This is a genomic window from Paenibacillus sp. E194 (genome assembly GCF_000935845.1).
Classification (GTDB): Bacteria; Bacillota; Bacilli; order Paenibacillales; family Paenibacillaceae; genus Paenibacillus_B; species Paenibacillus_B alvei_B.
In genome coordinates this window covers 1-26,186 of sequence record NZ_JMDX01000066.1, presented here as the reverse complement: position 1 = coordinate 26,186, position 26,186 = coordinate 1, and the positions used below count along the sequence as shown (strand labels likewise).

Annotated in this window: 25 protein-coding genes, 1 pseudogene and 1 other annotated feature; of the genes and pseudogenes, 1 reads left to right on the top strand and 25 read right to left on the bottom strand. The window is 47.8% G+C overall.

Going from position 1 to position 26,186, the window contains the following annotated elements; translation table 11 throughout:
• Positions 1 to 124 precede the first annotated feature (124 nt).
• From pyrR to lspA, 4 genes are all read right to left on the bottom strand, one after another.
• Positions 125 to 667, bottom strand: coding sequence for a bifunctional pyr operon transcriptional regulator/uracil phosphoribosyltransferase PyrR (gene pyrR / locus AZ66_RS11615; protein ID WP_021258079.1), 543 nt, complete (start codon positions 665 to 667; stop codon positions 125 to 127).
• A gap of 354 nt (positions 668 to 1,021) precedes the next feature.
• Entirely contained in the window at positions 1,022 to 2,275 is a 1,254-nt protein-coding gene (locus AZ66_RS11605) for an LL-diaminopimelate aminotransferase (RefSeq protein ID WP_044355009.1), read from the bottom strand.
• Between the two features lie 194 nt (positions 2,276 to 2,469).
• Positions 2,470 to 3,432, bottom strand: coding sequence for an RluA family pseudouridine synthase (locus AZ66_RS11600; RefSeq protein ID WP_044355008.1), 963 nt, complete (start codon positions 3,430 to 3,432; stop codon positions 2,470 to 2,472).
• 26 nt (positions 3,433 to 3,458) lie between these two features.
• Complete coding sequence (gene lspA, locus AZ66_RS11595) at positions 3,459 to 3,971, bottom strand: signal peptidase II (protein WP_044355007.1); 513 nt, start codon at positions 3,969 to 3,971, stop codon at positions 3,459 to 3,461.
• A gap of 182 nt (positions 3,972 to 4,153) precedes the next feature.
• Between lspA and AZ66_RS11590 the strand changes: the two genes are divergently transcribed.
• A complete protein-coding gene (locus tag AZ66_RS11590; protein ID WP_044355006.1) occupies positions 4,154 to 4,900 on the top strand; it encodes a TraR/DksA C4-type zinc finger protein in 747 nt (248 codons plus the stop codon).
• On the opposite strand, the gene AZ66_RS11585 is transcribed toward AZ66_RS11590, so the two are convergent.
• The 21 genes and pseudogenes from AZ66_RS11585 to mraY form a co-directional block, all read right to left on the bottom strand.
• Positions 4,894 to 5,217: a DUF5665 domain-containing protein gene (locus AZ66_RS11585; protein WP_442950286.1), complete on the bottom strand. Its 324-nt coding sequence runs from the start codon at positions 5,215 to 5,217 to the stop codon at positions 4,894 to 4,896. The genes AZ66_RS11590 and AZ66_RS11585 overlap by 7 nt on opposite strands.
• 350 nt (positions 5,218 to 5,567) lie before the next feature.
• Positions 5,568 to 8,660: an isoleucine--tRNA ligase gene (gene ileS, locus AZ66_RS11580; protein ID WP_044355005.1), complete on the bottom strand. Its 3,093-nt coding sequence runs from the start codon at positions 8,658 to 8,660 to the stop codon at positions 5,568 to 5,570.
• Between the two features lie 56 nt (positions 8,661 to 8,716).
• Positions 8,717 to 9,001 (bottom strand) — a binding site (T-box leader).
• 60 nt (positions 9,002 to 9,061) lie between these two features.
• Entirely contained in the window at positions 9,062 to 9,553 is a 492-nt protein-coding gene (locus tag AZ66_RS11575; RefSeq protein ID WP_021256741.1) for a DivIVA domain-containing protein, read from the bottom strand.
• 90 nt (positions 9,554 to 9,643) lie between these two features.
• Positions 9,644 to 10,435 carry a YlmH family RNA-binding protein gene (locus AZ66_RS11570; protein WP_044355004.1) on the bottom strand — a complete coding sequence of 264 codons (792 nt, stop codon included), beginning with the start codon at positions 10,433 to 10,435 and terminating at the stop codon, positions 9,644 to 9,646.
• Between the two features lie 19 nt (positions 10,436 to 10,454).
• Entirely contained in the window at positions 10,455 to 10,727 is a 273-nt protein-coding gene (locus AZ66_RS11565; RefSeq protein WP_036592436.1) for a YggT family protein, read from the bottom strand.
• A gap of 2 nt (positions 10,728 to 10,729) precedes the next feature.
• The gene (locus AZ66_RS11560; protein WP_021256744.1) at positions 10,730 to 11,182 is read right to left on the bottom strand and encodes a cell division protein SepF; all 453 of its coding nucleotides are present in this window, start codon (positions 11,180 to 11,182) and stop codon (positions 10,730 to 10,732) included.
• A 147-nt stretch (positions 11,183 to 11,329) separates the two neighbouring features.
• Positions 11,330 to 11,449, bottom strand: coding sequence for a hypothetical protein (locus tag AZ66_RS32580; protein ID WP_231586839.1), 120 nt, complete (start codon positions 11,447 to 11,449; stop codon positions 11,330 to 11,332).
• A 121-nt stretch (positions 11,450 to 11,570) separates the two neighbouring features.
• Positions 11,571 to 12,428 (bottom strand): peptidoglycan editing factor PgeF, encoded by an 858-nt coding sequence (gene pgeF / locus AZ66_RS11555; protein ID WP_044355003.1) that lies wholly within the window; start codon positions 12,426 to 12,428, stop codon positions 11,571 to 11,573.
• Between the two features lie 49 nt (positions 12,429 to 12,477).
• Positions 12,478 to 12,765: a YlmC/YmxH family sporulation protein gene (locus AZ66_RS11550; protein WP_036592529.1), complete on the bottom strand. Its 288-nt coding sequence runs from the start codon at positions 12,763 to 12,765 to the stop codon at positions 12,478 to 12,480.
• A gap of 139 nt (positions 12,766 to 12,904) precedes the next feature.
• On the bottom strand, positions 12,905 to 13,687 hold the full coding sequence (sigG, locus tag AZ66_RS11545; protein WP_005548072.1) for an RNA polymerase sporulation sigma factor SigG: 783 nt from the start codon (positions 13,685 to 13,687) through the stop codon (positions 12,905 to 12,907).
• A gap of 130 nt (positions 13,688 to 13,817) precedes the next feature.
• Positions 13,818 to 14,540, bottom strand: a complete 723-nt coding sequence (gene sigE / locus AZ66_RS11540) for an RNA polymerase sporulation sigma factor SigE (protein ID WP_028531271.1) — start codon at positions 14,538 to 14,540, stop codon at positions 13,818 to 13,820.
• A gap of 97 nt (positions 14,541 to 14,637) precedes the next feature.
• Positions 14,638 to 15,627: a sigma-E processing peptidase SpoIIGA gene (gene spoIIGA / locus AZ66_RS11535; RefSeq protein WP_044355002.1), complete on the bottom strand. Its 990-nt coding sequence runs from the start codon at positions 15,625 to 15,627 to the stop codon at positions 14,638 to 14,640.
• 237 nt (positions 15,628 to 15,864) lie between these two features.
• A complete protein-coding gene (gene ftsZ / locus AZ66_RS11530) occupies positions 15,865 to 16,998 on the bottom strand; it encodes a cell division protein FtsZ (protein ID WP_044355001.1) in 1,134 nt (377 codons plus the stop codon).
• A gap of 51 nt (positions 16,999 to 17,049) precedes the next feature.
• A pseudogene (gene ftsA, locus AZ66_RS11525) lies at positions 17,050 to 18,293 on the bottom strand (cell division protein FtsA).
• A 279-nt stretch (positions 18,294 to 18,572) separates the two neighbouring features.
• Complete coding sequence (locus tag AZ66_RS11520; RefSeq protein ID WP_044355000.1) at positions 18,573 to 19,505, bottom strand: cell division protein FtsQ/DivIB; 933 nt, start codon at positions 19,503 to 19,505, stop codon at positions 18,573 to 18,575.
• A 113-nt stretch (positions 19,506 to 19,618) separates the two neighbouring features.
• Positions 19,619 to 20,902, bottom strand: a complete 1,284-nt coding sequence (gene murA / locus AZ66_RS11515) for a UDP-N-acetylglucosamine 1-carboxyvinyltransferase (protein WP_044354999.1) — start codon at positions 20,900 to 20,902, stop codon at positions 19,619 to 19,621.
• 16 nt (positions 20,903 to 20,918) lie between these two features.
• Positions 20,919 to 21,074 (bottom strand): hypothetical protein, encoded by a 156-nt coding sequence (locus AZ66_RS31360; RefSeq protein WP_156159952.1) that lies wholly within the window; start codon positions 21,072 to 21,074, stop codon positions 20,919 to 20,921.
• A 574-nt stretch (positions 21,075 to 21,648) separates the two neighbouring features.
• Positions 21,649 to 22,755, bottom strand: a complete 1,107-nt coding sequence (gene murG, locus AZ66_RS11510; protein WP_044354998.1) for an undecaprenyldiphospho-muramoylpentapeptide beta-N-acetylglucosaminyltransferase — start codon at positions 22,753 to 22,755, stop codon at positions 21,649 to 21,651.
• A 5-nt stretch (positions 22,756 to 22,760) separates the two neighbouring features.
• Entirely contained in the window at positions 22,761 to 23,858 is a 1,098-nt protein-coding gene (gene spoVE, locus AZ66_RS11505) for a stage V sporulation protein E (RefSeq protein WP_044354997.1), read from the bottom strand.
• A gap of 47 nt (positions 23,859 to 23,905) precedes the next feature.
• Entirely contained in the window at positions 23,906 to 25,324 is a 1,419-nt protein-coding gene (gene murD, locus AZ66_RS11500) for a UDP-N-acetylmuramoyl-L-alanine--D-glutamate ligase (RefSeq protein WP_044354995.1), read from the bottom strand.
• A 3-nt stretch (positions 25,325 to 25,327) separates the two neighbouring features.
• A partial coding sequence (gene mraY / locus AZ66_RS11495) for a phospho-N-acetylmuramoyl-pentapeptide-transferase (RefSeq protein WP_044354994.1) occupies positions 25,328 to 26,186 on the bottom strand: 859 nt, incomplete at its 5' end.

Below are 26,186 nucleotides of genomic sequence, written 5' to 3'. Positions count from 1 at the left end.
CATCCTGCCCATCCCAGTGTGCGGCCCGATTCAAAATGGATTCGATTTCGAATCTGCTTAGTGACTTTAAGCCCAGTAAGCTGCGGTCTTTTACCGTACGTTCCAACTGTATTGTCATTGCTGCTTACCCCCTGTGGTGTACGATTTTCACTTCATCGATGCCGTCTAATTCCTTCAAGGCAACTTCAATCTCTTCGGTGCGTGAAGTCGGTACATTTTTACCGACATAATCAGGTCGAATCGGCAATTCCCGATGCCCTCGGTCTGCCAGTACCGCCAGCTGAATCATTTGCGGTCGGCCTTGATCCATTAGTGCATCCATTGCTGCACGAATCGTTCGCCCCGTATAGAGCACATCGTCGCACAAGATAATTTTCTTATCCTGTATTGGGAATGGCTCGCTAATGTCTGCCGTCTCCCGCTCTTCCCGCTTCTTGTCATCGCGATATCTCGTGATGTCCAGCTCTCCGACTTGAATGTTCACATTCTCAATCAGTTGGATTCGTTCAGCAATGCGCCTTGCGAAGAAAATCCCTCTTGTCCGGATTCCGACAAGTACGCAGTTTTCAATACCTTTATTTCGTTCGAGAATTTCGTGTGCGATCCGTGTTAGTGCTCGTCGAATCGCTGCTTCATCCATAATGATGTTGAATTCGGTCGTGCTCATTTGGATTTTGTCTCCTTCCGTATTCCCGCCCTTACTCGAGTAAGGACTAGGCTGTATATCAATAGTGTGCGCAGATACAAAAAAACTCCTTGCCCGTAGGCAAGGAGTTGTGCATTCACGAAATGTGCGGAAAGAAGCTGCATGAAGCTACAGCGCAGAAGTAGAGGCTCTTCGCGATCCATCATAGCTCTCGGCATCTGACGGACATGCTTCTTCCTTCCGCTCTTCAATGTTCTTTCTCGTAAACGAGCGTTACCTTGCCAGTCTCACGGGACTGATTTAAAGGTCTTATTTGATTAACTGGATTATCCCACTTCTCACGATCCATGTCAAGCAATAGTACTCACATAAATTTTAGAAAATATATTCAACGTCGGTAAGTCTGCGCTTGAGCTCACTCATTACACGCTTCTCTTCCGCCTCGCCCCGGGCTTGGAACGTAACTGAAAACCGAATAAAGCGTCCTGCATCATCCCAAGGCACTGTCGAGATTAACTTCTCTCGAATCAAATATTGGGAGAAGTCCTCAGCCGTTCTGAATTCTGGCCCACCCTGCACCGCCTTTGGCGCTTCAACATAGAGGAAGAAGGAACCTTGCGGCTTAACGGCGCGGAAGCCCGCTTCATTAAGTGCTTCAACCAGCAGGTCATGACGGCGAGAGTATTTGTCCGCGATCGCTTCTGTAATCTCTGGATGTGCCAGACCGTATGCGGCGGCCTTCTGGATCGCGATGAACTGGCCGGAATCGTTATTGTCCTTGACGTCACCGAATGCCTTCACAATGAGCGGATTCCCGGCAATAAAGCCAATGCGCCATCCCGTCATGTTGTACGATTTGGACAAGGAATGGAGCTCAACCCCTACATCCTTCGCCCCGGATACGCTCAAGAAGCTTAACGGCTTGTTGCCGTCATAGGTCAACGCTGCGTAAGGGGCATCATGTACGATGATGACCTTGTGCTGCTTAGCCCAAGCAATTGCTTTGGTGAAAAACTCAATACTCGCTACTGCTCCAGTTGGGTTGTTCGGATAGTTCAAATAGAGCAGCTTGGCCCGTTGGCACACCTCTTCAGGGATCGCATCCAAATCAGGCAAGAAGTTATTGTCCGCCGTAAGCGGAATGTTATACACTTCTCCTCCTAAATATTTCGTGTGCGTGCCCATTACCGGATAGCCAGGAACCGTCATAATCGTGATGTCCCCTGGATTGATAAAGCAGGAAGGCAGCATTGCAAGCGCTGGCTTCGTACCGATGGAATGAAGTACCTCAGTGTCTGGATCAATCCCTTCGACCTGAAATACTTCTTTCAAATAGGTTGCCGCAGCATGCTTAAACTCTGTAATGCCGTTATCAGCGTAACCGCGGTTTTCGGGCTTGGACGCTTCTTCTGCCAATGCAGCCACGATACCTGCGTCAGCCATTTCATCCGGTTCACCGACACCCATATCGATCAGTTCCACATCAGGGAACTGTAATTTGGCAGCAGCCTTAGCTCGTTTAATCTTTTCAAATTTGTAGATATTCGTGTCTTTTCCGTAATTGGCTCCGCCAATTCGCTCTGCAAATGTATGTTGAATATATGTGTTTTGATAAAATTCTGTCGTCACTTATCCAGCCCCTTCTCCTGCACCAGTCTTATATCGGTTATGATGCCAATGTAATAACTATGCTCGATAATGACGACGAAAGGAATGAACGATCTTCAATACAATTTGCACTTTTTTCACACGAATATCAGATTATATACTGTTTTACAACTAAATATCATAGTTTAATTTGCATAATTAAGACTATACAACAACTATCTATTACGAATGGAATGAAGCAAGTTCTCCATGTCTTCCGGAAGCGGAGCATGAAGTTCCACAGTCTCCCCGCTTGCAGGATGTATGAATCCCAGCGTCATGGCATGCAATGCCTGTCCAATCATAGTCAGACCGCGTGTCCCTCGACTATACATTGGATCCCCGACAAGAGGATGACCAATGAATTTCATATGCACACGGATCTGATGTGTACGACCTGTCTCCAATTGCAATTCAACAAGGGTCGCGTCCCCGAACCGCTCCATCACCTTAAAATGTGTCACCGCATGCTTGCTGTTATTCTCGGTTACGGTGTACATCTTCCGATCATGGGTATCACGCCCAATTGGGGCGTCGATTGTTCCTTGATCATGAGGCACATTCCCGTGCACAAGCGCCACATATTTCCGTGTAACCGAATGCTCTTTCAGCTGTGCTGCCAGGTGAACATGTGCGCGATCATGCTTGGCCGCCATCAGCAAGCCAGATGTGTCCTTATCAATTCGATGAACAATTCCAGGACGAAGTTCGCCGTTAATACCGGACAAATCACGGCAATGGAACATCAATGCATTGACAACCGTCCCCGACGTATGTCCTGGTGCTGGATGGACAACCATACCACGTGGCTTATTGATTACAATAACGTCCTTGTCTTCAAAATATACATCCAGCGGAATATCCTCAGCTACAATATCAGCTGACTCCGGCTCAGGCATTGTCAGTGTAATGACATCGGCGGCTGCTACTTTGTAGTTCGGCTTCACTGGATTACCATTCACGAGCACATGCTGATCACGTATCCATATTTGTACTTGTGACCGAGAAACCTCTTCTTCAATTGACTCTGTAATAAATTTGTCGATCCGATCTTTCGCATTAGCCGACTCAACCGTCCATATGTAAGGTTCTCGACCTTCGTCCCCTGCTTGTTCTTGCAATCGTTGTTCTTCTGTCATTGCTTACTATCCCCTCTGTGCTAAACCTATGCTTGGTTCGAGTTATGATCTTGTTGTTCTGCAGGTGTACCCGTGCCAGATTGATTCTCCCGCTTAACGGTAACGAGTGCATCAAGCAGTACCAGTCCTACGCCGATACAAATTCCCATATCTGCTACATTGAATATTGGGAATGTGTACGATCCGAAATTGAATTGCAGGAAATCAACAACTTCCCCTGTAAGCAGACGGTCGATAAAATTGCCAATCGCCCCACCTAAGATCAAGCTGAGTCCCAGTGGCAATATGACCCCACTCTGGTGTTTAATCTTCTGCATATACCATACAAGTCCGATTACTACCACTATCGTAATGACAATGAAGAACCAGCGCTGATTTTCTAAAATACTGAAGGCCGCCCCCGTATTCCGATGCGACGTAATCAAGAAAAAGTCACCAATTACCGAAATTTTTTCTCTCAGTTGCAAATTCGTAGCGATCATCCATTTGCTTACTTGATCAATCAGCAAAACGATAAAGGCGATAATATAGTACCACACGTGCCACAGTCACCTCATTTAGTTTTTATTAAGTGTGAAAGAACTTGGAGCTGTGCTCATTGTATCATAGGAGCCGAACCCAAACCAATCCAACGTCTACGCCATTTACCACGCAGGAACGTCCTTCATTTTGCGCATGCTAGACATAAGTTACGCCAACGCGAAAGGAGCGTTCTGCACGAATGAATCAACTATCCTCTGAACAAATAAACAGCTTGCAACAACGATTGCTGCAATCCAAGGCTCAGATCGAGCGCCGTCTACATCACGGAGATCATTATGGTTTGTCCAATTCCTTACGTGAAAACACGGGAGAGCTGTCTACACTGGACAATCACCCCGCGGACGTTGGTACTGAGATGTTCGAGCGCGGTAAGGACATCGCACTAAATGAGCACGATGAAATATTGCTCGAACGCATCGATACTGCCCTATCCCGCATGGATAAGGGACAATACGGCAAGTGTGTTGTATGCGGCAAGGAAATCCCTTATGAACGTCTTGAAGCCGTCCCTTCCACGATGTATTGCATCGAGCATTCCCCTGAGCAGATAGTGTCTGAACGTCGGCCGATTGAAGAACAGTTCCTTATGCCTCCATTTGGACGAACAAGCCTTGACGAAGATACGCAAAATGGCTTCGACGGTGAAGACGCTTGGCAAATAGTCGAGTCTTGGGGGACATCCAATACACCTGCCATGCATGAAGAACGCGACGTCGATGATTACGGAAATCTCTATATCGAAGCATCCGAAGAACTCGATGGCTGTGTTGAAGCCTATGAGAGCTTTGTCGCTACGGATATGACAGGACGCCATGTATCTATCGTTCGCAATCGTCAATATCGTCAATATATGGATAACCAAGAGGGCGTCGGGTTATTCGAGCCTGATCAAGATTATGATGCCGATTACGATGGGAATCAATAGAACTTCGTATCAAGCTGATGCTGAACAATTCGAACAATATCAGCAATAAAGTCACCGATGATAGGCAGATTGAGTGCTCCTAGATATTGTAAAACATAGACAATGATGGCCGTAAAAATCGTAAATCCAATCGCAATTCCAACACCGCGGGCCGCTCCACCCAGGAGGTTCACCCAGATCAGCTTGCGCGGGTTGAAAAGCAATTCATTGTATTCTGAAATTCTAGACTTCTCCATCGCTTGTGCGATTTGCAGCGTATAGTCATGAATGCTCTTCATCATTTTTTTAGCATCTTCTTCATCTTGCGGAGTGGTGATCGAGCCGCCTGCTTTCGATTCTTTCTGATTATTATCCAATGAACTCGAATCCGTCAGTTGCTCCTTACCCTTGGTTATGCGAGTATCATCCTCTTGTTGAATTATTGTTTGTTCACGCTCGGCACTTGGGTTATGCGGATTTGTAGAATTGTTCGAATCATGCTCTGTCATACAGACATTTCCTCCTCTGTGAAAGCCGATGTACTGCATCCCCTTGTATCGCAAAAAGAGCGTGACCGAACAGATGGATTATCCATCTGCAAGGTCAACGCTCTCCCCTCTTATACTCGTCCGCGATTAACGACCACTATAGATTCCCCTGAATTGGAAACATCTATACGCAGGAACTGCTACGCAATTGCGACACGGATCGTCTTTTGTCCCAAATCAACGGATTCCATGCCCTCTTGGGAACCAAATGACAAGTTCGCTACGAGCACGTTATCACGTAGGGTAGACTCGAACGCTTGAATCGCCGCCTGCAATTGTGCATCGACATCCAGAACGATATCGACCCGTTTCTCAATTGGCAGATCAAGCTTCTTGCGCAAGTCTTGGATGCCGCGAACGACTTCGCGAACCCAGCCCTCTTGCTCGAGTTCCGGCGTAATCTCCGTATTCAATGCGACTGTAATTTGATATCCTGATGCTGATGCGAAGCCAGATTTCGCTTGCTTCTCAATCAGAAGCTCCTCACGTGTCACCTCGAAGCTCTCACCGTCTTGGTTCGTAAAGCTCCATACACCGGATTCGACGATACGACGAGTGTCCTCAGCAGCCATCGACTTCAAAGCGCCTTGCAGGACACCGACATTTTTGCCGTACTTCTTGCCCGCTACTTTGAGGTTCAGCTTCAATGTGAAATCAACAAAGCCGGAGTCGCTTGTCTCAAGACGAATCTCCTTCACATTGATCTCTTCCTTGATGACTTCTTCATAAGCCTCCAGATGGAACTCACGATCCATGGACACGATAAGCTCAGACAGCGGTTGACGTGTCTTGATGCCTGTTTCATTACGTACGTTGCGTGCCAGCTCAACGATTTCGCGAGCTGTTTCCATATCGCGTTCCAATTCTGCATCGATCAAGGCTTGATCTGCAACAGGATAGTCTGCCAAGTGCACACTCTCGCTTGTGCCGCCAAGATTCATGTAGATATCTTCTGCGATCATCGGAGCATATGGCGCGATAAGCTTGGACAACGTGAGCAGAACACGGCGAAGCGTTTGGTAGGCGGACAATTTATCCTCTGTCATCTCGCTGCCCCAGAAGCGGTCACGGGAACGGCGGATGTACCAGTTGCTCAACTCATCGATGTAAGACTCGATAGCTTTTGCCGGATTCAAGAAGTCATTCGCTTGCAGTCCTTTGCTTACACTTGCGATCAGCGTATGCAAGCGAGACAAGATCCAACGATCCAGCTTGTTGTTCGACGGACGCTCTTCATATGCACTAGCATCATATTGATCAATGGATGCATACAGCGCATAGAAGGCATGCGTGTTCACAAGCGTATCAATTACTTTGGATTTCGCTTCTGCTACGATTTGCTTCGAGAAGCGCTTCGAGTTCCAAGGTGCACTATCCGACAGCAATGCCCAGCGGAATGCATCTGTACCGTACTCATTGATAATATCCCATGGGTCGATAACATTGCCCTTTGATTTGGACATCTTCTGTCCATTTTCATCAAGCACGTGACCCGTTGAGATAACGGCCTTGTATGGCGCTATGCCTTTATACAGCGTTGCAACGGCGAGCAAGCTGAAGAACCAGCCGCGAGTCTGGTCAATTCCTTCACAGATGATGTCTGCAGGGAACTGTTCTTCGAACTTCTTCTCATCTCCGAACGGATGATGGTGCTGAGCGAATGGCATCGAACCACTATCGAACCATACGTCAATAACTTCTGACGTACGTTCCATCACACCGTGTTCGCAATGCGGACAGTGCAGCTTAACTTCATCCACATATGGCTTATGCAGCTCCAGGTTCTCATCTACTGGCGTCGTCGCACGATCGCGCAAGTCTTGATGGCTGTCTGGCGAGTATTCACCTTTACAGGATCCGCATACCCATACGTTCAGCGGTGTGCCCCAGTAACGGTTACGGCTAATATTCCAGTCCACCAAGTCTTCCAAGAAGTTGCCGAAGCGGCCTTCGCGAATATGACCAGGGTACCAGTCGACCTTGCTGTTATTTGCTATTAATTGTTCTTTAACCGCTGTCGTCTCAATGAACCACGATTCTGTCGCATAGTAGAGAAGCGGCGTTTTGCAGCGCCAGCAGAATGGATAGCTGTGCTCGTATTTCTCTTTGGAGTACAATGTTCCGTTCTCAGACAGCTTCTTCACGATGTCGATATCGCAATCCTTCACGAAGCGGCCTGCAAAATCAGTAATCTCATCGTTATAGCGGCCTTGGGCATTCACGACACTGATGAAGCTGATTCCGTTCTCACGACAGCTCTTATAGTCGTCCTCACCGTGAGCTGGAGCCATATGAACGATACCCGTACCGCTGGAATCTGTTACGAAATCAGCAGCGACAATGAGATGTCCCTTCTCAGGCACAACATATGGGAATGGAGCAGCATACGTCTTGCCAATGAACTCAGCGCCTTTATGCTCAGACAAGATCGTGTACTCACCCTGCATCACATCTTCAACCAGATTTTTCGCGACGATATATACACCGTCTTCTTGCTGAACGCGCACATAATCCATGTTCGGATTCATCGCAAGTGCAGCATGTGCTGGCAATGTCCACGGTGTGGTTGTCCAAGCAAGCACATATTCGCCATTGTCATGCAGCTTGAACTTCACAGTTGCAGATAAATCCTTAACCGTTTCGTAGCCTTGTGCTACCTCATGCGAACTGAGTGTCGTTTGACAGCATGGGCAATATGGGCTTACACGGTGCCCACGGTACAGCAATCCTTTTTTATGAATCGTGGACAGGATGTGCCACACACTTTCAATATAGTTGTTATCAAGCGTGATGTATGGATCATCGAGATTCGTCCAGTACCCGATCGCTTCCGTAAGCTCACGCCACTGCTTCTCATATTCGAATACACTCGCTTTACATTTTTTAACGAATGCTTCTACCCCATAGTTCTCAATTTCCTGTTTGCCAGAAATACCAAGCTGCTTCTCAACACCAAGCTCTACAGGCAGACCATGTGTATCCCAGCCCGCTTTACGCACGACACGATAGCCGGACATTGTCTTGTAGCGGCAAATAAAGTCCTTAATTACACGTCCAAGTACGTGCCCAATATGAGGCTTTCCGTTTGCTGTAGGCGGCCCTTCATAAAATACGAAATTAGGTTTGTCTGCGCGATACTCGATGGACTTTGCAAAAGTGTCTTCCGCGTTCCATTTAGCCAATACGCGCAGTTCCCGGTCACGGGCGCGTTCTTTGACATCAACTTTTCTCACAGTGATACTTCCTTTCTTCGATACATAATTGAGGAAACAAAAAAAACCTCCTCCCAAAAAGGGACGAGGTTCTGCTCGCGTTACCACCCTTGTTCCGTCCAACAATGACTTACAACATTGTCGTACGGCACCTTCATCATGCATGCTTATCCAAGCATACAAGCCCCCAATAACGGAGGGGATCCGGATATGCTTACTACGCTAGCCTTAATCCAACCAACTGCATTCGGCATATCTTCTCTGGGATGATGTCTGAACACGATTCGTTCGTCGGTTCTCACCTTCTCCGACTCTCTGAAGAACGGATGGGCGTGTCAGCGCGTTCCCGTCATTGAATATCACGTTATTAATACATATTTATATCGTGTTTTGCGGCAAATGTCAATCAGCCACCCCTACGACTAATACAATTCTTTAACTTCCTTCACTTCTTCACGCTCAAGCGCATCCCAGCCGTCTTGATTGAGCAGCTCCATCTGAGCCTCAACCAATGTGCGGAAGCGTGCACGGTAGATCGAGGATTGCTTCTTAAGCTCCTCAACTTCCAGCGCAACTTTGCGCGACTTCGCCAGTGCATCGTTCACGATGCGATCTGCATTTTTCTCAGCTTCTTTGACGATAAGCTGTGCTTCCTTCTTCGCATTGCTCTTCACTTCATCCGCAGCTTCTTGTGCAACGATGATCGTTTTGCTCAAGGTTTCCTCAAGATTCGCGAAATGGTCAAGCTTGTCCTGCAAGGAATTTGCATGGTTTTGCAGTTCCTTGTTCTCGCGAATTAGCGCTTCATAATCTTTAATAATCTGATCGAGGAACTCGTTAACAGCGTCCTCATCATAACCGCGCAGCTTGCGGCTAAATTCCTTGTTATGTATGTCTAGTGGTGTCAATGGCATCGTGTGCACCTCCTCAAAATTACAAAAGCATGCGGCAAAGCATGTCCTATCGAACCCTCGTAGCCTGCAAACGTACAGACTGTAGCGAGCTCAACGTGTATAAGTACCTACCGAAATACGCATGCGGCCTTTTTTCGATACGCCTTCAATTTCTATTACTTTGAATCGTCCGAACCCTTGAAGGGAGACAACATCCCCCGCTTGGAGCTGGGTGGACGGATTTTCTTCTACCTTCCAGTTCACCTTGCATCGTCCCGCCTTGATCGGTGTTACGATCTTTGTTCGGCTAAGTCTGAATACATCGCTTGCAATGCCATCCAAACGAAGGGATGCAACACTTATGGACATCATATTCAGCTCTGCATCAGAAGTCCGAAGCGCGGATATTGGGACAATCTCTGTCATTACATTCACGCGATGTACCTGGCGCAGATGTGTATCCAGAAAAGCCCCAATCTCTTCTGTGATCACAATGTGGCAACGATCATCGTTAACGTGAATATCACCAATTTTGTCTCGCTTTATGCCGAGCCCGAGCACAGCTCCCAAGAAATCGCCATGCTCAAGCTGCCCCCAATTGCGGTCGGAAGAAGTAATTTGAAGGACATGCATCCCCATTTCTTCTCCGTCTGCGTATACATAATCGGGAGCAATGAGCGCACGCTTGCGTTCGGCATGCTCATGCCCTCCATCCAAGCGCAGCTGAACATCAGCATTCCGATTGACCAATGTAGACACAATAAAAGCTTGTCTCGGATCCAAAAAATCAGTTCGACGGATCTCGTGGACTTGCGCCGCACGTTCCACCCACTCCGCAGCGCGATCGACAAACACACGCTCATCAGGGTGAAAGTGCGAGTAAATATTTTCATTTGCTGTCATCGCTAGCACTCACCTATTGCTAAATAAAATACTGAAGTACAGCAATTACGCCTCTGTACACGAACTCAAGTGTGAACAATGCCACGATTGGGGAAATGTCCAGCATCCCGCCGATTGGCGGAATAATACGGCGGAACGGAGCCAAATAAGGCTCAACAATCTTGCCTAGGATCTCTCCGATAAAGCTCTCGCGTACATTAGGTACCCAAGACATCAAAATATAAACAATAATTAACCATCTGTATATGTTGAACAGGTAATACACGTATTCAGCAATCTGATACTCCAACAAGGTCACCTCGTTTGCATGTTTTCGTAATCGTCGTGTAGGATTTCTGTGATGGAACCTTGAATTTCAACCTGCTCGGGGGTGCACACGAATATATTTCCACCAACCTTGGATATGTTTCCGCTTAATGCATAGACCGTGCCACTCAAGAAATCAATAATCCGAAAAGCTTGATCCTTCCGAACTCTTTGCAAATTCACGATAACCGAGCGCCGTGAACGCAAGTGATCCGCAATCTCTTGGGCCTCATCATAAGAACGCGGCTCATATAGCACCATCTTGGAGGACTTCTGTGAGTGTATGCTCACTACATTAGCAGCCTTAGAGGATTTGCGCTGGTCAAAATTCGGCGCTTCTACCTCTTGCTCGTTCATATCCGTTACTACTTTCTCACGCTCAATGATTTCTTCTTCTTCTTGAAGCCCTAGAAAATTCATAAATCGGTTCATTACACCCATTACGTTTCCCCTTCCTTCCCAACTAGGACGGTTCCAAATCTCAGCCATGTCGCTCCCTCTTCCACAGCGACTTCAAAATCATTGGGCATCCCCATCGATAAGTGCGGCAATGATATAGACAACGATGATCCCAATTCGTCTCGCAACTCACGTAATCTGCCGTAATCTGCGAAATACGGGGCTCGTCTGTTCCGGTTCAGCTTCGTATGGAGCCATCGTCATTAGTCCAATCGGCTCAATATGAGGAAACGCGCGCAATTTCTCCACAAATGCCGCGGCTTGTTCCGGTTCTAATCCATGCTTGGATTCCTCACCCTAGATATTCACCTGAATGAAGCAGCGAATGTTCTGCTCTATAGCTTCGATTCGTTGCTGCAGCGTCATTCTGTCATCCCTTCTTCCAGCCAATCCAACTCATCATGCGACCGGTCGTCCCGCCCTCCATTCGGTGGGAATAGAACATATCTATATTACAGCCGGTGCACAGTGTAGTACATTCGATATTTGTTGCCAAAATTCCTGCTTGGATCAACAAATGTCGATTCAATTCACGCAAATCAAGCATAGCATGCCCAGATGTTGTCGGACGGATGATATTATTCTGAACTTGCTCCGCTTGTGGATCGCCTGCGAGCACATGCCGTACTTCGCCAATTACGCGCTCGTCCACCTCATAGCAGCAGGAGCCAATCGATGGTCCAATCGCTGCTTGAATATGCTCAAGACGGCAGCCAAACTGCTCCTGCATCTTATGTACCGTTGCAGCGCCAATATTGCTGACGGTTCCTTTCCACCCTGCATGCGCAAGACCGACCACACGCTGGATCGGATCTAAGAACATCAATGGAACACAGTCGGCATAAAATGAAGTCAATAGAACTCCCGTAACATCAGTAACCAAAGAATCCGTATTTTGAATCGCATCTTCACGATTCAGTCTTCCTTTTCCTCGTTCTTCCTCTGTAACGACATGAACATAACTTCCATGCACCTGCTCACCACATGTCCATGCTTCAAATGGCATGCCGCACGCTTTGGCGACAAGCTCGCGATTATGGATGACATCTGCTTCATTATCGTGCACATGCAGCGCACAATTCAATGAGTTAAAAGGCTCACTGCTCACGCCGCCATTTCTTGTTGTGAAACCGGCCGTCAGCTCTGGATAGGCTTCTGTCCATTTCTTCACGTTCAATAGGACAGGGCCTTCTGCTGCCTCAAGCTTCTGTAATTGAAATGGTTCCATGACGATAATCACCTCACCGTACAGTTTACCACAAACCGTACAGTGAAGCCTATTGTTTCTGTACAAAGGCAGTGCTGTCATATTCTTCAGTTCGCGCCTGCTTCATTTCCTCCATTTTCACCAGAACGACATCAGCGCCGATCTTAACAATATTTCGCCAAGGAATGATCAACTCGCTTCCGCCGCCGAACAACCCCATAAACTTGCTGTAATTGGGAACAACGATGGATTCAATTCTTCCCTGTTTCATATCGAGCTCTACATCGCTTACTTGACCTAATTTCTTGCCGTCGATAATGTTGATTACATCCTTCGTTTGAAAATCAGAAATTTTCATCGCAATCACCATTCCACCAGGAATTTGACCGTAGCCAGCGTACATACCTTAGTATATGAACGCAATGGGCAAAATGCCCTGTCAGACATAAAAAAAGCCGCCGCTTAACCGCGGACGGCTTATCTGTTCAAATCAGGTATTACGTGCGAACATGCTTCTGCATCTGATTGATTGCGGATTTCTCCAGCCTCGATACTTGCGCTTGTGAAATGCCAATCTCGTCTGCAACTTCCATTTGGGTTTTGCCTTCGAAAAAACGCATCGATAAAATCATCTTCTCACGTTCGTTCAACTTCCGCATTGCCTCACGCAGCACGATCTCTTCGATCCAAGACACGTCCTTATTCTTCTCATCGCTAATTTGATCCATCACATAAATCGGATCGCCACCATCATGATAAATTGGCTCGAACAAGGACACAGGATCTTGAATCGCATCAAGTGCGAACACGACATCTTCCTTCGGAACATTCAGCGCCTCCGAGATTTCGTGAATCGTCGGTTCACGAGAATTCTGATTGGTTAAGGAGTCGCGCACTTGCAATGCTTTATACGCGATGTCCCGCAAGCTTCTGGACACCCGGATCGGGTTATTGTCCCGCAAGTATCTGCGAATTTCTCCGATAATCATCGGAACCGCATATGTAGAGAATTTAACATTTTGACCAAGGTCGAAGTTGTCAATGGCCTTCATTAATCCAATACAGCCAACTTGGAACAAGTCATCAACGAATTCGCCTCGGTTGTTAAATCGCTGGATCACACTCAATACGAGCCTCAAATTACCGTTTACCAGCTTCTCCCGAGCCGATAGCTCGTTTCGCTCCTGTAATGACACGAACAATTCCCTCATTTCGGCGTTCGTGAGGACGGGCAACTTCGATGTATCGACACCGCAAATTTCGACTTTGTTTCGGGTCATTCGTATTACCTCCCAGGGATGAAACATTAATGTACATTATCTCCCCGGGGTGCTTTTTTATTCCTGCGATTCCTGCGCCTGATCTGTTCCAATCGAGCCGTTTTCCGCACCCGTTCAAGCAGTGAAACGTTTACACCATCTTATTAAATTCTTTGCGCAAACGCTTAATAATCCGCTTCTCAAGACGCGAAATATACGACTGGGATATGCCTAGCATATCGGCCACATCCTTCTGTGTCTTCTCTTCTCCATCCGTTAATCCGAAGCGCAGCTCCATAATCATTCGTTCCCGATCACTTAGCTTATCCAAGGCTTTGTGCAGCAGCTTGCGGTCGACCTGCTCCTCAATATTTTTATAGATCGTATCATTTTCTGTACCGAGTACATCCGATAACAACAGTTCATTGCCGTCCCAATCAATATTGAGCGGTTCGTCAAAGGATACTTCTGTTCTTGTTTTGCTGTTGCGCCGCAAATACATCAAAATTTCATTTTCGATACAGCGCGATGCGTAAGTCGCAAGCTTGATTTTCTTTTCTGGATCAAATGTGTTAACAGCCTTAATCAGCCCAATAGCACCGATCGAGACCAAATCTTCAATATGGATGCCTGTATTTTCAAATTTGCGTGCAATATATACTACGAGACGCAAATTACGCTCAATCAACATTGCACGTACTGCAGACTCCCCGGTCGACAGCCGTGACAGCAAAAATTCCTCTTCTTCCCTGGTTAACGGTGGAGGCAGCGCCTCACTTCCGCCAATATAATAAATTTCATCCCGCTTCAGTCCTAGCCAGAACAACAGCCGATAATAGTGAAGCTGCATCCTTAGTTTCCATTGCAAACGCATCGCCAATCCTCCTAAAACTTAGTGATGACAGGGTCGTTCGTATAGGTACATCAGTACATTCGTTAGAATAATAGCAATGTTCATTCTAGCAGGCCGCTTACGAAGCACGGTGAGTAGAATCCGGCATATCATGAAAAGTAGACTCGTTCTCTGAAGTTTGCAGCAAATCCGGATGCACGATAGCTTGAAAGGCACCATCATGTGACAATATCCCGCCATCCAACCCGATAATTACTTTCGTACATAGATAAGTCTCGTTCTCTGTGCGTATTCGAATTGAATCCGGACGCAGTCCCATCATCCACTGCATGTCACGATTTACCCCACGATAAGGGATGAGCCGCAGTCGGGATTCGTCCAGCATTCCTCCGTCTTCACTTGTTCCCTTCCAAGACTGAAGCATATCAAATGGCTGCTCTGACCGGAGCCTCTTCAACCATTCCGAAGGCAGAACGCCCTCCCACAGTCTCGATTCCGTTACCACTACAGGTGCTCCTCCTAGTGGGTCTCGCAGATGATTGCCCGTATCTACGAGTCCTGTACATTGTCGAACTGTATCGCCTATATAGATATCCAATTGCACCAGTTGCTTCACTACCTGCTGCTGTCTTGCGCTATGTCGCCATACGAGACGGAATAATGCGTAAGAAGCAGGAAGAGCAACTACGAGAAATCCGATTCCAGCTTGAAAGGAAGTGCGATAGGCATCCATCCATTGTGTCGCACGATCAGATATCGACCAAACCCGCGCATCCTGCAGCAAATATTGCAGCCCAAATGCCCCGCCAGCAATGACAAAGGCCGAAAAGTAAAAGACAGCAACATTTTTAAGAAAATATCCGGCATTCTGAAATCCAAACGCCAAGATGATCATAAGTATAGATAAGAGTAATTTGCCAACATACGTATAGAGGATCGGATAGGAAGGAATAAAGAGTACTGCTGCATACGCAGTACCCAACCCTGCTGCGGCAATGATCCGCCAGCGCGAAAACTGAATTCCGCGGATCTTCGCTGTCATTCGCAGCAGCGTCCAATCCAATACCAAGTTTAGGCCGAATAGAAGATCGGCATAGATGACGGTCAATGCGCTTCCCTCCTTTTTCTGCCGCCAACTATTGGGAAGTTATTAATTAGTATAAAGAGTGATGTATTCGAAGTCTGTCTAATGATGGGTGTGGAATGGCACTTTTTTTGTCGATCATTCCAATCTTCATCGGAAAGGATCATTGGATAGCGGCGCTAATCGCCGTCTGAGGTGGTCATGGAAAAAACAAAAAGCGTCTGCCTCAATCGGCAAACGCTTATAGCAATGTAGTACTTATTAATCGTTATTTGTGTTACGTGGACGGTTACGCAAAAACGTCGGAATGTCCAGCTGATCAGACGCTGGTTGATTGCCGAACGGACGCAATGTAGACGAGGAACGAGATTCCTGAGATTCGCCAGAGCTTGAACTAGTCGAGCTAGTAGCTGGACGACGTCCTGGGATTGGCGCAGCCGCCTTGCTCTCGAATCCTGTCGCAATAACCGTAACTTTAATATCGTCCTTCATATTCTCATCGATGATCGCACCGAAGATCATATTTACTTCTATATCGGAAGCTTCCGTAACGATTTCTGCTGCTTCATTGACTTCATACAAGGACAGGTTTGCGCCACCTGTAATGTTCATGATGACACCACGAGCACCATCAATGGAAGTCTCGAGCAATGGACTCATGATCGCCTTGCGTGCAGCTTCAGCAGCACGGTTCTCACCGTTCGCAACACCAATACCCATCAAGGCAGAACCACGCTCAGTCATAATCGTCTTCACGTCCGCGAAGTCCAAGTTGATAAGACCTGGTACCTGGATCAAGTCAGAAATACCTTGCACAGCTTGACGGAGTACGTTATCAACTTCGCGGAAAGCTTCCAGCATTGGTGTCTTCTTGTCTACGATTTCTAGCAAACGGTCATTCGGGATTACGATAAGCGTATCTACCTTTTCCTTCAATGCTTCGATACCGATTTCTGCTTGCGAAAAACGTTTGCGGCCTTCGAATGTGAATGGACGCGTAACGACACCAACAGTCAATGCGCCGCATTCCTTCGCGATCTCAGCAATTACAGGAGCAGCACCAGTACCTGTTCCGCCTCCCATACCGGCAGTAACGAATACCATGTCTGCGCCTTTCAGCGTGTTGCTGATCAACTCGCGGGATTCTTCTGCAGCCTTCTTACCTACTTCTGGGTTCGCACCTGCACCAAGACCGCGCGTCAATTTGTCGCCGATCTGCAGCTTGTGCTCGGACTTCGCAAAGTGAAGCGCCTGCGCATCCGTATTTACTGTAATAAATTCAACGCCCTGAACACCATTATCAATCATTCGGTTAACTGCGTTGCTACCGCCGCCACCGACACCAATAACTTTAATCTGGGCCAACTGTTCCATCTCAAATTCAAATTCCAACATGAGTCCTCCATCTCCTCTTCATTGTGCACCGATGGCCTGAAGTCAACTTTATTAAATGAATTCACTAAACATATTTTTAACCGATCAATGAAGCTAGGTTTGTTTGATGATTCCATTGGAGTTGGCTTCCGAGTTGCCGCTTTCTTGGCGCCACCTGCACTGCGTGGACGAACGGAGCGCAACACATGATGCAATACCCCAACACCGCTTACGAATCCTGGATCGCGTACACCAATAAAGTCAGGTACTGCGATTCGTACCGAAGTCTGCAAGGCAACTTGCGCCGAATTGAGAACTCCAGGCATCGAGACTGTGCCTCCAGACAGAATATACCCACCTGGCAATTCCGTGAAGCCTAGTCGCTTCACTTCATTCTTGACAAGATGGAATATTTCTTCCATACGCGGTTCGATGATGTTGGCAAGGAATACTTGATTGAATTCCTTCTCCACATTGCTGCCGATACGCGTCACTTTGAACACATGATCCTCTAGCGCATCCTCAATCCATGCACAGCCGAACTTCAGCTTAACTTTCTCTGCATGGTCAGACATGGTACGAAGACCGTATGCAATATCATTCGTAACGAAGTCCCCGCCGATAGGCAATGTAGACGTAGCAGCAAGCGTTCCATCTTGGAACACAGCAATAGTCGTTGCACCTGCACCGACGTCTACAAGGACGGAGCCCATCATCTTCTCATCTTTAGATAATGCCAACTGCCCTCCGGCAAGCGACATTAATATTAAATCCTTGACATGCAAGCCAGCCTTCTCCACACAACGCAACAAGTTATGTACAGCTGTCTTCGCGCCAGTTATTATCGTGGCATCGACTTCCAAGCGAACGCCAATCATGCCTCGAGGATCATGAATATCCTCCAGTCCATCAACAACATATTGCTTTGCAACCACGTCGATGATTTCACGTTCTGGTGGCAAAGCAATAACTTCTGCTGCTTTGAGCACACGCTCAATATCCTCTTCGCCAATCTCACGGTCTTCATTCGATACCGCGACAACTCCATGGCTGGATTGCAAGCCGATATGATTGCCTGATATGCCTACGTACACTTCCGTAATTTCAATGCCGACCATTCGCTCCGCATGCTCTATCGCATTACGAATTGACTGGACAGTCTGATCAATATCTACAATCGCACCTTTGCGAATACCTTCTGAGTCAGCAGATCCAACGCCGATAATTTGCAGCGTTCCGTTGTTAATTTCCCCGATGATAGCACGCACTTTGGATGTACCGATGTCCAAACTCACAATGATGTCATTGCTGCTCAACCCGTGGCACCTCCTAGTTCCCAATCAATTGGTATGTTTGTATCCCCGGACACTTTGTATGTATTCAACAAAGTTTAGTCATTCCCTCTTTTTTCTACAAATTTTTTGAAGACAAATTCCTTCCATATAAGCAGTTATCGTCTTCTTTCTTAAAAACGTGAAGAAAAAAGAAGGAGAGAACGGTAATACCCATAAGTTTTATTCTAGCATTTTTTCCGTTTATTGAGTAGAGTTTTTTTCTCTCTCCATATTTTGCTCATTCATGGATGAACCATTGTCTTATTCCGTTTCCTTGTTTGTTTCTTGGCCTTTCTCAGGTTCCTTTATATCATTCTCTGCGCCAGCTCCTTTTTCCTGCTCAGATCCACGTACTTTCTCATTTGTATTCTCCGAGCCGGTGCCTTCCTTATTCTGCTCTGAGCTATCAGCTTTTCCATTGTCTTCTTTGGCTCCTTCGAGAGCCTCAATGTCATTGGGCAGGCTGGAATATGGAATATACGAGTCAGCCTTCAGCATCGTTATCCGTCCAGGAGACTGAGATTCCACGACACCGCTCAAGTAAGCTATCTTATCAGGAAGTAGAGGCACAGTCGTCACCACTTCGAACCCAGAACGTGTATACATCTTAATCCGATTAGGATAGGAAGAGGACGGGTAGTAGCGAATCTCCGAAATATCAGCCAGCAGCCCTCTTGGCGTAGCCGCAAGTGCCTTGCTTAGCTCGGCCTTCAATTCAGCTTGTCCTTCCCACTGCGTAAGAACCGGCTTCTCCAGTACAAGCTTCTGCTTGTCCTTCAGCGAGATCACTGCACCGTTCTCCAAGCAAGCTTGGATGCTTCCATCTTCCGTCAACTCATAAGCGACTGGAGCATATTCTTGAATATAAATTTCAATGACTCCTGGGAACTGCTTGTCCACTTGAACCGATTTGACAAATGAGAACTCCGCCTTGATTCGTTCCGCAACAGAACTTTCGCTCGTTCCGAAATACGGCTCACCCGGCTTCACACCACTGCTACTGCTTAATTGTTCATAGCTGACGAGGTGATTCCCAATCCAGCGAACTTCTTTTATTTTACTGATGGATGACCTGAAGAACAGGACAACAAGCAGCACAATTAGAAGGAAGAGGAGCAGCCATTTCACTCTGCCACCTATCCGTTTCTTCCTCACCGGCTTATCAGGCAGCGGGGGTATCGTTCTCAATGACACTGGATTCATCCCCTTCTATCAATACACATTTCAAAGTAACTAGAAACATCATTACGAGAATTATTACAGTCCCCTTCCGTATCAAAGAAGGGGACCGAGTATAAATTATTGCATTATCCGTTGGCAATATCAAGCTTAGGCACTGACATGATTCGGTCAATCTTCGCGCCGAGCCTCGTAAACATATGCTCGATGCAATCGTAGCCTCGATCAATGTGATGAACATTCTCTACGACGGTGCGGCCGCTTGCAGCAAGCCCAGCAATAACGAGCGCCGCTCCTGCGCGCAGGTCAGTTGCCTCAACTGTCGAACCATACAATTCTGGCACACCTTTAATAAATGCATTACTCAGATCAACCCGGATATCTGCTCCCATTCGGGCGAGTTCCTCGACATGCCGGAAACGGCCTTCAAATACCGTCTCCTTCATCACACTTACCCCATCAGCAAGTGACAGTAACACCATCAGCTGAGATTGCAAATCAGTCGGGAACGCAGGATATGGCGACGTTACAATTCGCTCTACAGCCTTCGCTCTACCGAAGCTAGTTACGTTGATTATACCATCACTCGTTGCGATCTGAACACCGGCGCGGCGCAGGATATGGATTAGCGAAGTCAAATGGCTCGCATGCGCATTGGTCAGCGTTACTGCTCCTCGGGTTGCCGCAGCGGCAATCATGAGCGTACCCGCTACAATGCGATCAGGCATTACCTCATACTGGCTTCCTCTTAGCTTCGTAACGCCTTCAACGACGATCGTATCTGTACCAGCTCCTGACACATCCGCACCCATGCTGTTCAGAAAATGCTGCAAGTCAACAATTTCCGGTTCTCTTGCTGCGTTCGTTATGACGCTCGTTCCTTCAGCGAGAACGGCTGCCATCATCACATTCTCCGTGGCACCAACACTTGGAAAATCAAGATGAATATCTGTCCCTATAAGCCGTTCTGCACGGCATGTGATTCGATTGCCGCAATGCTCCAGCTCTGCGCCTAATGACTGCAGTCCACGCAGATGCAGATCAATCTTCCTCTCACCGATTGCACAGCCACCCGGCTGATAGATGTGAACCTCCTTGAACCTTGCAAGCAGTGGCCCCATCAAGAAAATAGAAGAACGCATCTGGCGCATCAAATCCTCCGGCACATGCGTAGAATGGGCGCCTGACGCATCAATGGAGACCGTCCCTCCATCTTGGATCGTCCTGCAGCCCAGGCTTCGCATGATGTGCTGCATGACTTCGATGTCTAACAATTGCGGAACATTCTCTATCCTAACGATGCCATCGGTTAGAATCGAGGCTGCCATAATTGGTAAAGCGGCATTTTTAGCTCCTTGGATACGAATCGTACCAGATAGAGGCTTTCCACCCTCAATCACCAATTTGTCCAATGTGTCACCTCCGAGATTACCGCTCACCCACTACTCGATTTTCGGCACCAACGCTGCATGATTGTTTCTCTTGAATCATCTGTTGAATGCACGCTATAAGGGCAAGCACGTCTGACGCTGTTGCTTGACCGGTGATAACAATGAAATTGGCATCCCCTATGCTGAAGAGCATAGCATCGCATTTCCGACAAACCTGTTAAGCAGCGCAGAGGGCCGTATGTGAAAACTGCACAGGTTCCGTCATTTCACTCACCAATTTCCCTATCCCCAGTTCAATCTCAGCAGTATCAATTATTCGTGACACATCCGACCCGTGCGCGCCTGCACTCATGGATACGGCGCTTCAGACCGTTCATGAATGCGCTCAGCATATTCAAGCCTCGACAGCTCTACACTGCGTGTGGATAGCTCCATCTTCATGAATGGAGGGTCGCTCCAGCATAACCAATTTGCCTTCCTCGCTTCCGTGGCAAAGCCACGCCACACCATCTCACAGGGACTGTGAGCTGCCATCAGCTATACTTAGGTTCATATTCACAAGTCGTGCAATCTTGAAGAGTGTACGACGAGGCAGCGGTCTGGGGGAATCTGTCACGATGTATAGAGTATATTATGTTCGGGCGAAACGTTGTGTGACAGGAGCCCATTCCCGATTCTTCTACTATATGACATCCTTACAATTTCAGGACAGTAGCTGCATCAAGCCCCTTATGCTCGTAAATTAGGCACAAAAAAATCGGGCAAGCTTACTTGCCCGATAATCGTTGTAATTCAGCTACTACTCTTGCAGCTGCGTCAGGCTGTCCAAAGGACTTGGCAGCATCAGACATGTCTTTTCGCTTCGCTTCATCAGTCATCAACGACTTGATATGGCCGAACAGAGCTTCTGTCGACAGTTCTTTCTCGGTAATCATAATGGCTGCTCCCTCATCCTGCAAAGAGCGCGCATTCGCTTCCTGGTGATTGTTCGTCACATTTGGCGACGGGATCAAGATGGAAGGAATTCCGAGAGCAGTCATCTCTGCAAGTGAAGAAGCTCCCGCTCGACTGACAGCGAGCGTTGTTGCCGCAAGCACTTCAGGCATGTTGCTGATGTAAGGCAGGACATGCAGATGATTGCGGACTGCATCACTCGTCTGCAGCACAGCCTTCCGTGTATTTTCATAATAGTTCTGCCCCGTCACATACACGAAGTGTACATCCGGCAATTGCTTCAGTAATGGCGCCATGCCGATCATCGCTTCGTTCACTGCCTTCGCACCTCGGCTACCGCCTACGATGAGGACAATTCGGCTGTCGCTCGGCAATCCGAGAGTCGCGAAGCCGCGTGCCTTCTCCGCTTCCATCACTGCCGTTGCTCGCGGATTCCCACAATAAACTACGTTTTTTGCTTTCTTGAAATACGGAGCCGATTGCTCGAAGCTAACCGCAACTGTGCTCGTATATCGGCTTAGAAACGTATTCGTCAAGCCCGGAATCACATTCTGTTCATGAATGACGGTTGGAATTCCAAGCTTCGCCGCAGCGTATACAACGGGACCGCACACATATCCACCCGTTCCAACGACTACATCAGGCTTGAATTCCCGCAGCATTTCTTTGGCCTTGCCTACACCGCGAATGAAACGCATGATCGTCTTGAAGTTTTCCATTGAAAGCTTGCGGCGAAATCCTGTAATTTCAATTGCCCGAAAATCCAAGCCTTCTTCAGGAACGAGACGACTCTCCAATCCCTTCTCTGTTCCAATATATAAAAAAGCGCTGCCGGGATATTGCTTCTCGCATTCCCTTGCAATGGCGACTGCCGGGTAGATATGTCCACCTGTCCCGCCACCGCTAAGCACGACGCGCATGACATTCACCTCGCATAACGTGATATATTCAGTAAAATTCCTAGTGCAGTCAGCATTAAGGTCAGCGACGAGCCACCGTAACTAATTAAAGGCAGCGTTATTCCCGTAACTGGCATGAGTCCAATTACGACACCAATATTGATGATCACTTGAACTGCCACAATTCCAACAATGCCTGCCGCCAGCAGGCTGCCGAATTTATCAGGCGCCGTCAGAGCAGTTCGCATCCCGCGCCACACTAAGATGAGAAATAAAATCAAAACCGTAACTGCACCTAAAAACCCTAGTTCCTCTGCTAAAATCGAGAAGATAAAATCAGTTTGCGGCTCAGGCACATAGCTGTATTTCTGGCGGCTTGCACCGAGGCCTAGTCCCATAAGACCACCTGGCCCTATAGCAAATAACGACTGAATCGATTGGTATCCAGCCCCCAGCGGATCCTGCCAAGGATCCAGAAATGCGGTAATCCGCAGAAGCCGATAGGGCGCAGCAAGCACGAGTCCAACGAACCCAACTACCCCAACTGCAGCGAGCGACATCAAATGCTTCATCTGAGCTCCCGCCACAAAAATAACAAGCAGCACTGCACCAACCATGACCGTTCCTGTACCGAGATCCGGCTGCAGCATAATAAGTCCGAACGCCGTTCCCATAATCGCAAGCGGCGGCAGCAGCCCCTTTGTAAAGCTCGTAATGCTCGTTTGCTCTTCGGAGAGCATTTTGGCCATGAACAGAATCATCCCGAGCTTCATAAACTCGGACGGCTGTATGCCAAACGAACCGATTCCTAGCCAGCTTCGCGCCCCACCCCGAACATTGCCGATTCCCGGAATGAGAACAACAATCAGGAGCACGAAGCAAATAAGAAGTCCAATCTTCGCATATCGCTTCCATACGCGATAGTCCGTATTCATCGTAACGAACATCGCAGCAATCCCCAGCAGAGCAAACAGCAATTGACGCTTAACAAAATAGTACGAATCTCCATATTCCCGGAAGGCGAGAACAGCACCGGCGCTGTATACCATAATCATACCGATCGATAGCAGGGACAGTACCGAGACGATTAGCCACAAATCGGGCGCAGTGCGTGCTTTGACCATGCGGTACACCTCTATTAGGACAATGTAGGGGCTTGAACACCCCCCTACTACAGACTATGCACCGCCGCTTTAAACATGCGTCCCCGATCTTCATATGACGGGAACATGTCCCAACTTGCACATGCTGGTGACAAGAGAATGATATCGCCTGGCTTCGCATAAGCGTGCGCCATAACAACAGCTTCCTTCACTGCGCCGGCTGCATGATCTACATTGTCGACGACAGATATATCCGTTAAACCTGCCTTTTCGGCAACTTGTTTCATAATGTGACGTGTTTGGCCCATCGTAACAACAGCCTTCACTCGCTCTGCCATAATGGGGATCAGCTCATGGAAGTCCAGCCCCCGGTCAAGTCCACCCGCAATAAGAATAATATTGCGTTCGAATGCACCCAACGCCATCAGGGTAGCCTTCGTATTCGTAGCCTTAGAGTTATTGTAGTACTTCACACCGTCCTGCTCGCATACGAATTCAAGACGATGCTCTACCCCTTGGAACGAACGCAGAGGCTCTGCAAGTGCTGAAGGCTCTGCACCTGCAGCAATCGAAATGGCACACGCCGCCAAGGCGTTATCCACGTTATATCGCCCTGGGATGCCGAGTTCCACGACAGAAAGAATCCGATGCATTGGGCCTGAGCCATCTGCATAAACGATCATTCGCTCCTCTTCCTTTGCCTCAACCTCATAGGATGGCTCTACGAATACACCTCGCTCCACGCGCTTCATCGAAGATACCCACCACTTCGTCGCTTGAATATCGGATGCAAGACTACAGCAAGTCTCATCATCTGCGTTCAGCACCGCAATATCTTCACTACCCATATTGGCGAATAATCGTGCCTTCGAATTGACGTAATCCTCCATCGAGCCATGATAGTCAAGATGCGTCTCAGCAATGTTAAGCAAGCATGCAATGCGAGGGCGAAAAGCGCTTGTCCCCTTCAACTGGAAGCTGCTAAGTTCCACGACCAGTGTATTGTCCTCGTCCGCTTCCTGAGCCGCTTGACAAAGCGGAGTGCCTATGTTGCCTGCAACAATCGGCTTCATTCCTGCAGCTTCCAACGTCTTGCCTACCCATGTTGTCGTTGTCGTTTTTCCATTGCTTCCCGTAATCCCGATAATCGGAGCTGGACTTAGCTGATACGCAACCTCTACCTCCGTAACGACCTCGATGCCAAGTTCCACAGCGCGGGCTACTGGAGGAGCCGAATAGGGGATTCCCGGATTTTTGACTACAAGCGATACCTGCTCATCGATCAAGTCATCTGGATGATGCCCGCATACAACACAAATGCCCAAAGCTTCTAATACCGAAGCTTCGGGGCACTTGTCGCGATCCTTCTTATCATTGACGGTGACAATCGCACCGAACTTGTGGAACAATTGCGCTGCGCTGACGCCGCTCTTGGCTAAGCCAAGTACAACGACGCGCTTCCCTTGATACGTTTCTGGGTGATTCATTCGTTACATCCCCTTGTTGATCCATAATCCAAGTCCGGCTAATACGATTCCCACAAGCCAGAACGTGATAACTACTCGCCATTCCGACCATCCGCACAATTCAAAGTGATGATGGATCGGGCTCATCTTGAACACGCGCTTGCCGCGTGTCTTGAAGGATACGACCTGAATAATTACCGACAGCATTTCAATGACGAAGATACCACCTATAATAATGATGAGCAGCTCTGTCTTCGTTAGAATCGCTACCGCTGCAATGGCTCCACCAATCCCGAGCGAGCCTGTGTCACCCATGAATACCTTAGCGGGATGCGCATTGAACACGAGGAACCCGAGCACTGCGCCAACCATGGCTGCTGCGCTGACCGCAGCCGATATTTCCGATGCCTGCATCGCGATGATTGCAAATGCCGAGAAGGCAATCGCACTTGTACCGGCAAGCAAGCCATCTAAGCCATCTGTGAAGTTGACCGCGTTGCTCACGGCAAGCATCATCAGGACGATGAACGGATAGTAGAACCATCCGAAATCAAGCCCTAGAGACGTCCCTGGTATCGAAATAACTGTACTGTGACCGGACTGCCACAACAGGAAACAAATGAGTCCCGCACAAATGAGCTGTCCAATCAGCTTCTGCTTTGCAGTTAAACCGAGCGAACGTTTAAAAATAATTTTAATATAGTCATCTAAAAATCCAATTAAGCCAAATCCAAGTGTTGCGATAAGCAGCACATAGAAATCGGTATCCATCACCGAAAATTTAAGGAAAGAGAGAGCAAACGCAAGTAAGATAATTGCGCCACCCATCGTTGGCGTTCCTGCTTTTTTCAAATGAGCCTTCGGACCATCGTCACGAACCTGC

What these genes read in the sequence shown, in the direction of transcription:
- pyrR (WP_021258079.1), bottom strand. Translation starts at nt 667, where the DNA reads ATGAGCACGACCGAATTCAACATCATTATGGATGAAGCAGCGATTCGA.
- AZ66_RS11600 (WP_044355008.1), bottom strand. Translation starts at nt 3,432, where the DNA reads ATGACAGAAGAACAACGATTGCAAGAACAAGCAGGGGACGAAGGTCGA.
- AZ66_RS11590 (WP_044355006.1), top strand. Translation starts at nt 4,154, where the DNA reads ATGAATCAACTATCCTCTGAACAAATAAACAGCTTGCAACAACGATTG.
- AZ66_RS11575 (WP_021256741.1), bottom strand. Translation starts at nt 9,553, where the DNA reads ATGCCATTGACACCACTAGACATACATAACAAGGAATTTAGCCGCAAG.
- AZ66_RS11570 (WP_044355004.1), bottom strand. Translation starts at nt 10,435, where the DNA reads ATGACAGCAAATGAAAATATTTACTCGCACTTTCACCCTGATGAGCGT.
- AZ66_RS11560 (WP_021256744.1), bottom strand. Translation starts at nt 11,182, where the DNA reads ATGGGTGTAATGAACCGATTTATGAATTTTCTAGGGCTTCAAGAAGAA.
- pgeF (WP_044355003.1), bottom strand. Translation starts at nt 12,428, where the DNA reads ATGGAACCATTTCAATTACAGAAGCTTGAGGCAGCAGAAGGCCCTGTC.
- AZ66_RS11550 (WP_036592529.1), bottom strand. Translation starts at nt 12,765, where the DNA reads ATGAAAATTTCTGATTTTCAAACGAAGGATGTAATCAACATTATCGAC.
- sigG (WP_005548072.1), bottom strand. Translation starts at nt 13,687, where the DNA reads ATGACCCGAAACAAAGTCGAAATTTGCGGTGTCGATACATCGAAGTTG.
- sigE (WP_028531271.1), bottom strand. Translation starts at nt 14,540, where the DNA reads ATGCGTTTGCAATGGAAACTAAGGATGCAGCTTCACTATTATCGGCTG.
- ftsZ (WP_044355001.1), bottom strand. Translation starts at nt 16,998, where the DNA reads ATGTTGGAATTTGAATTTGAGATGGAACAGTTGGCCCAGATTAAAGTT.
- AZ66_RS31360 (WP_156159952.1), bottom strand. Translation starts at nt 21,074, where the DNA reads ATGCTCTTCAGCATAGGGGATGCCAATTTCATTGTTATCACCGGTCAA.
- murG (WP_044354998.1), bottom strand. Translation starts at nt 22,755, where the DNA reads ATGCGCGTCGTGCTTAGCGGTGGCGGGACAGGTGGACATATCTACCCG.
- spoVE (WP_044354997.1), bottom strand. Translation starts at nt 23,858, where the DNA reads ATGGTCAAAGCACGCACTGCGCCCGATTTGTGGCTAATCGTCTCGGTA.
- murD (WP_044354995.1), bottom strand. Translation starts at nt 25,324, where the DNA reads ATGAATCACCCAGAAACGTATCAAGGGAAGCGCGTCGTTGTACTTGGC.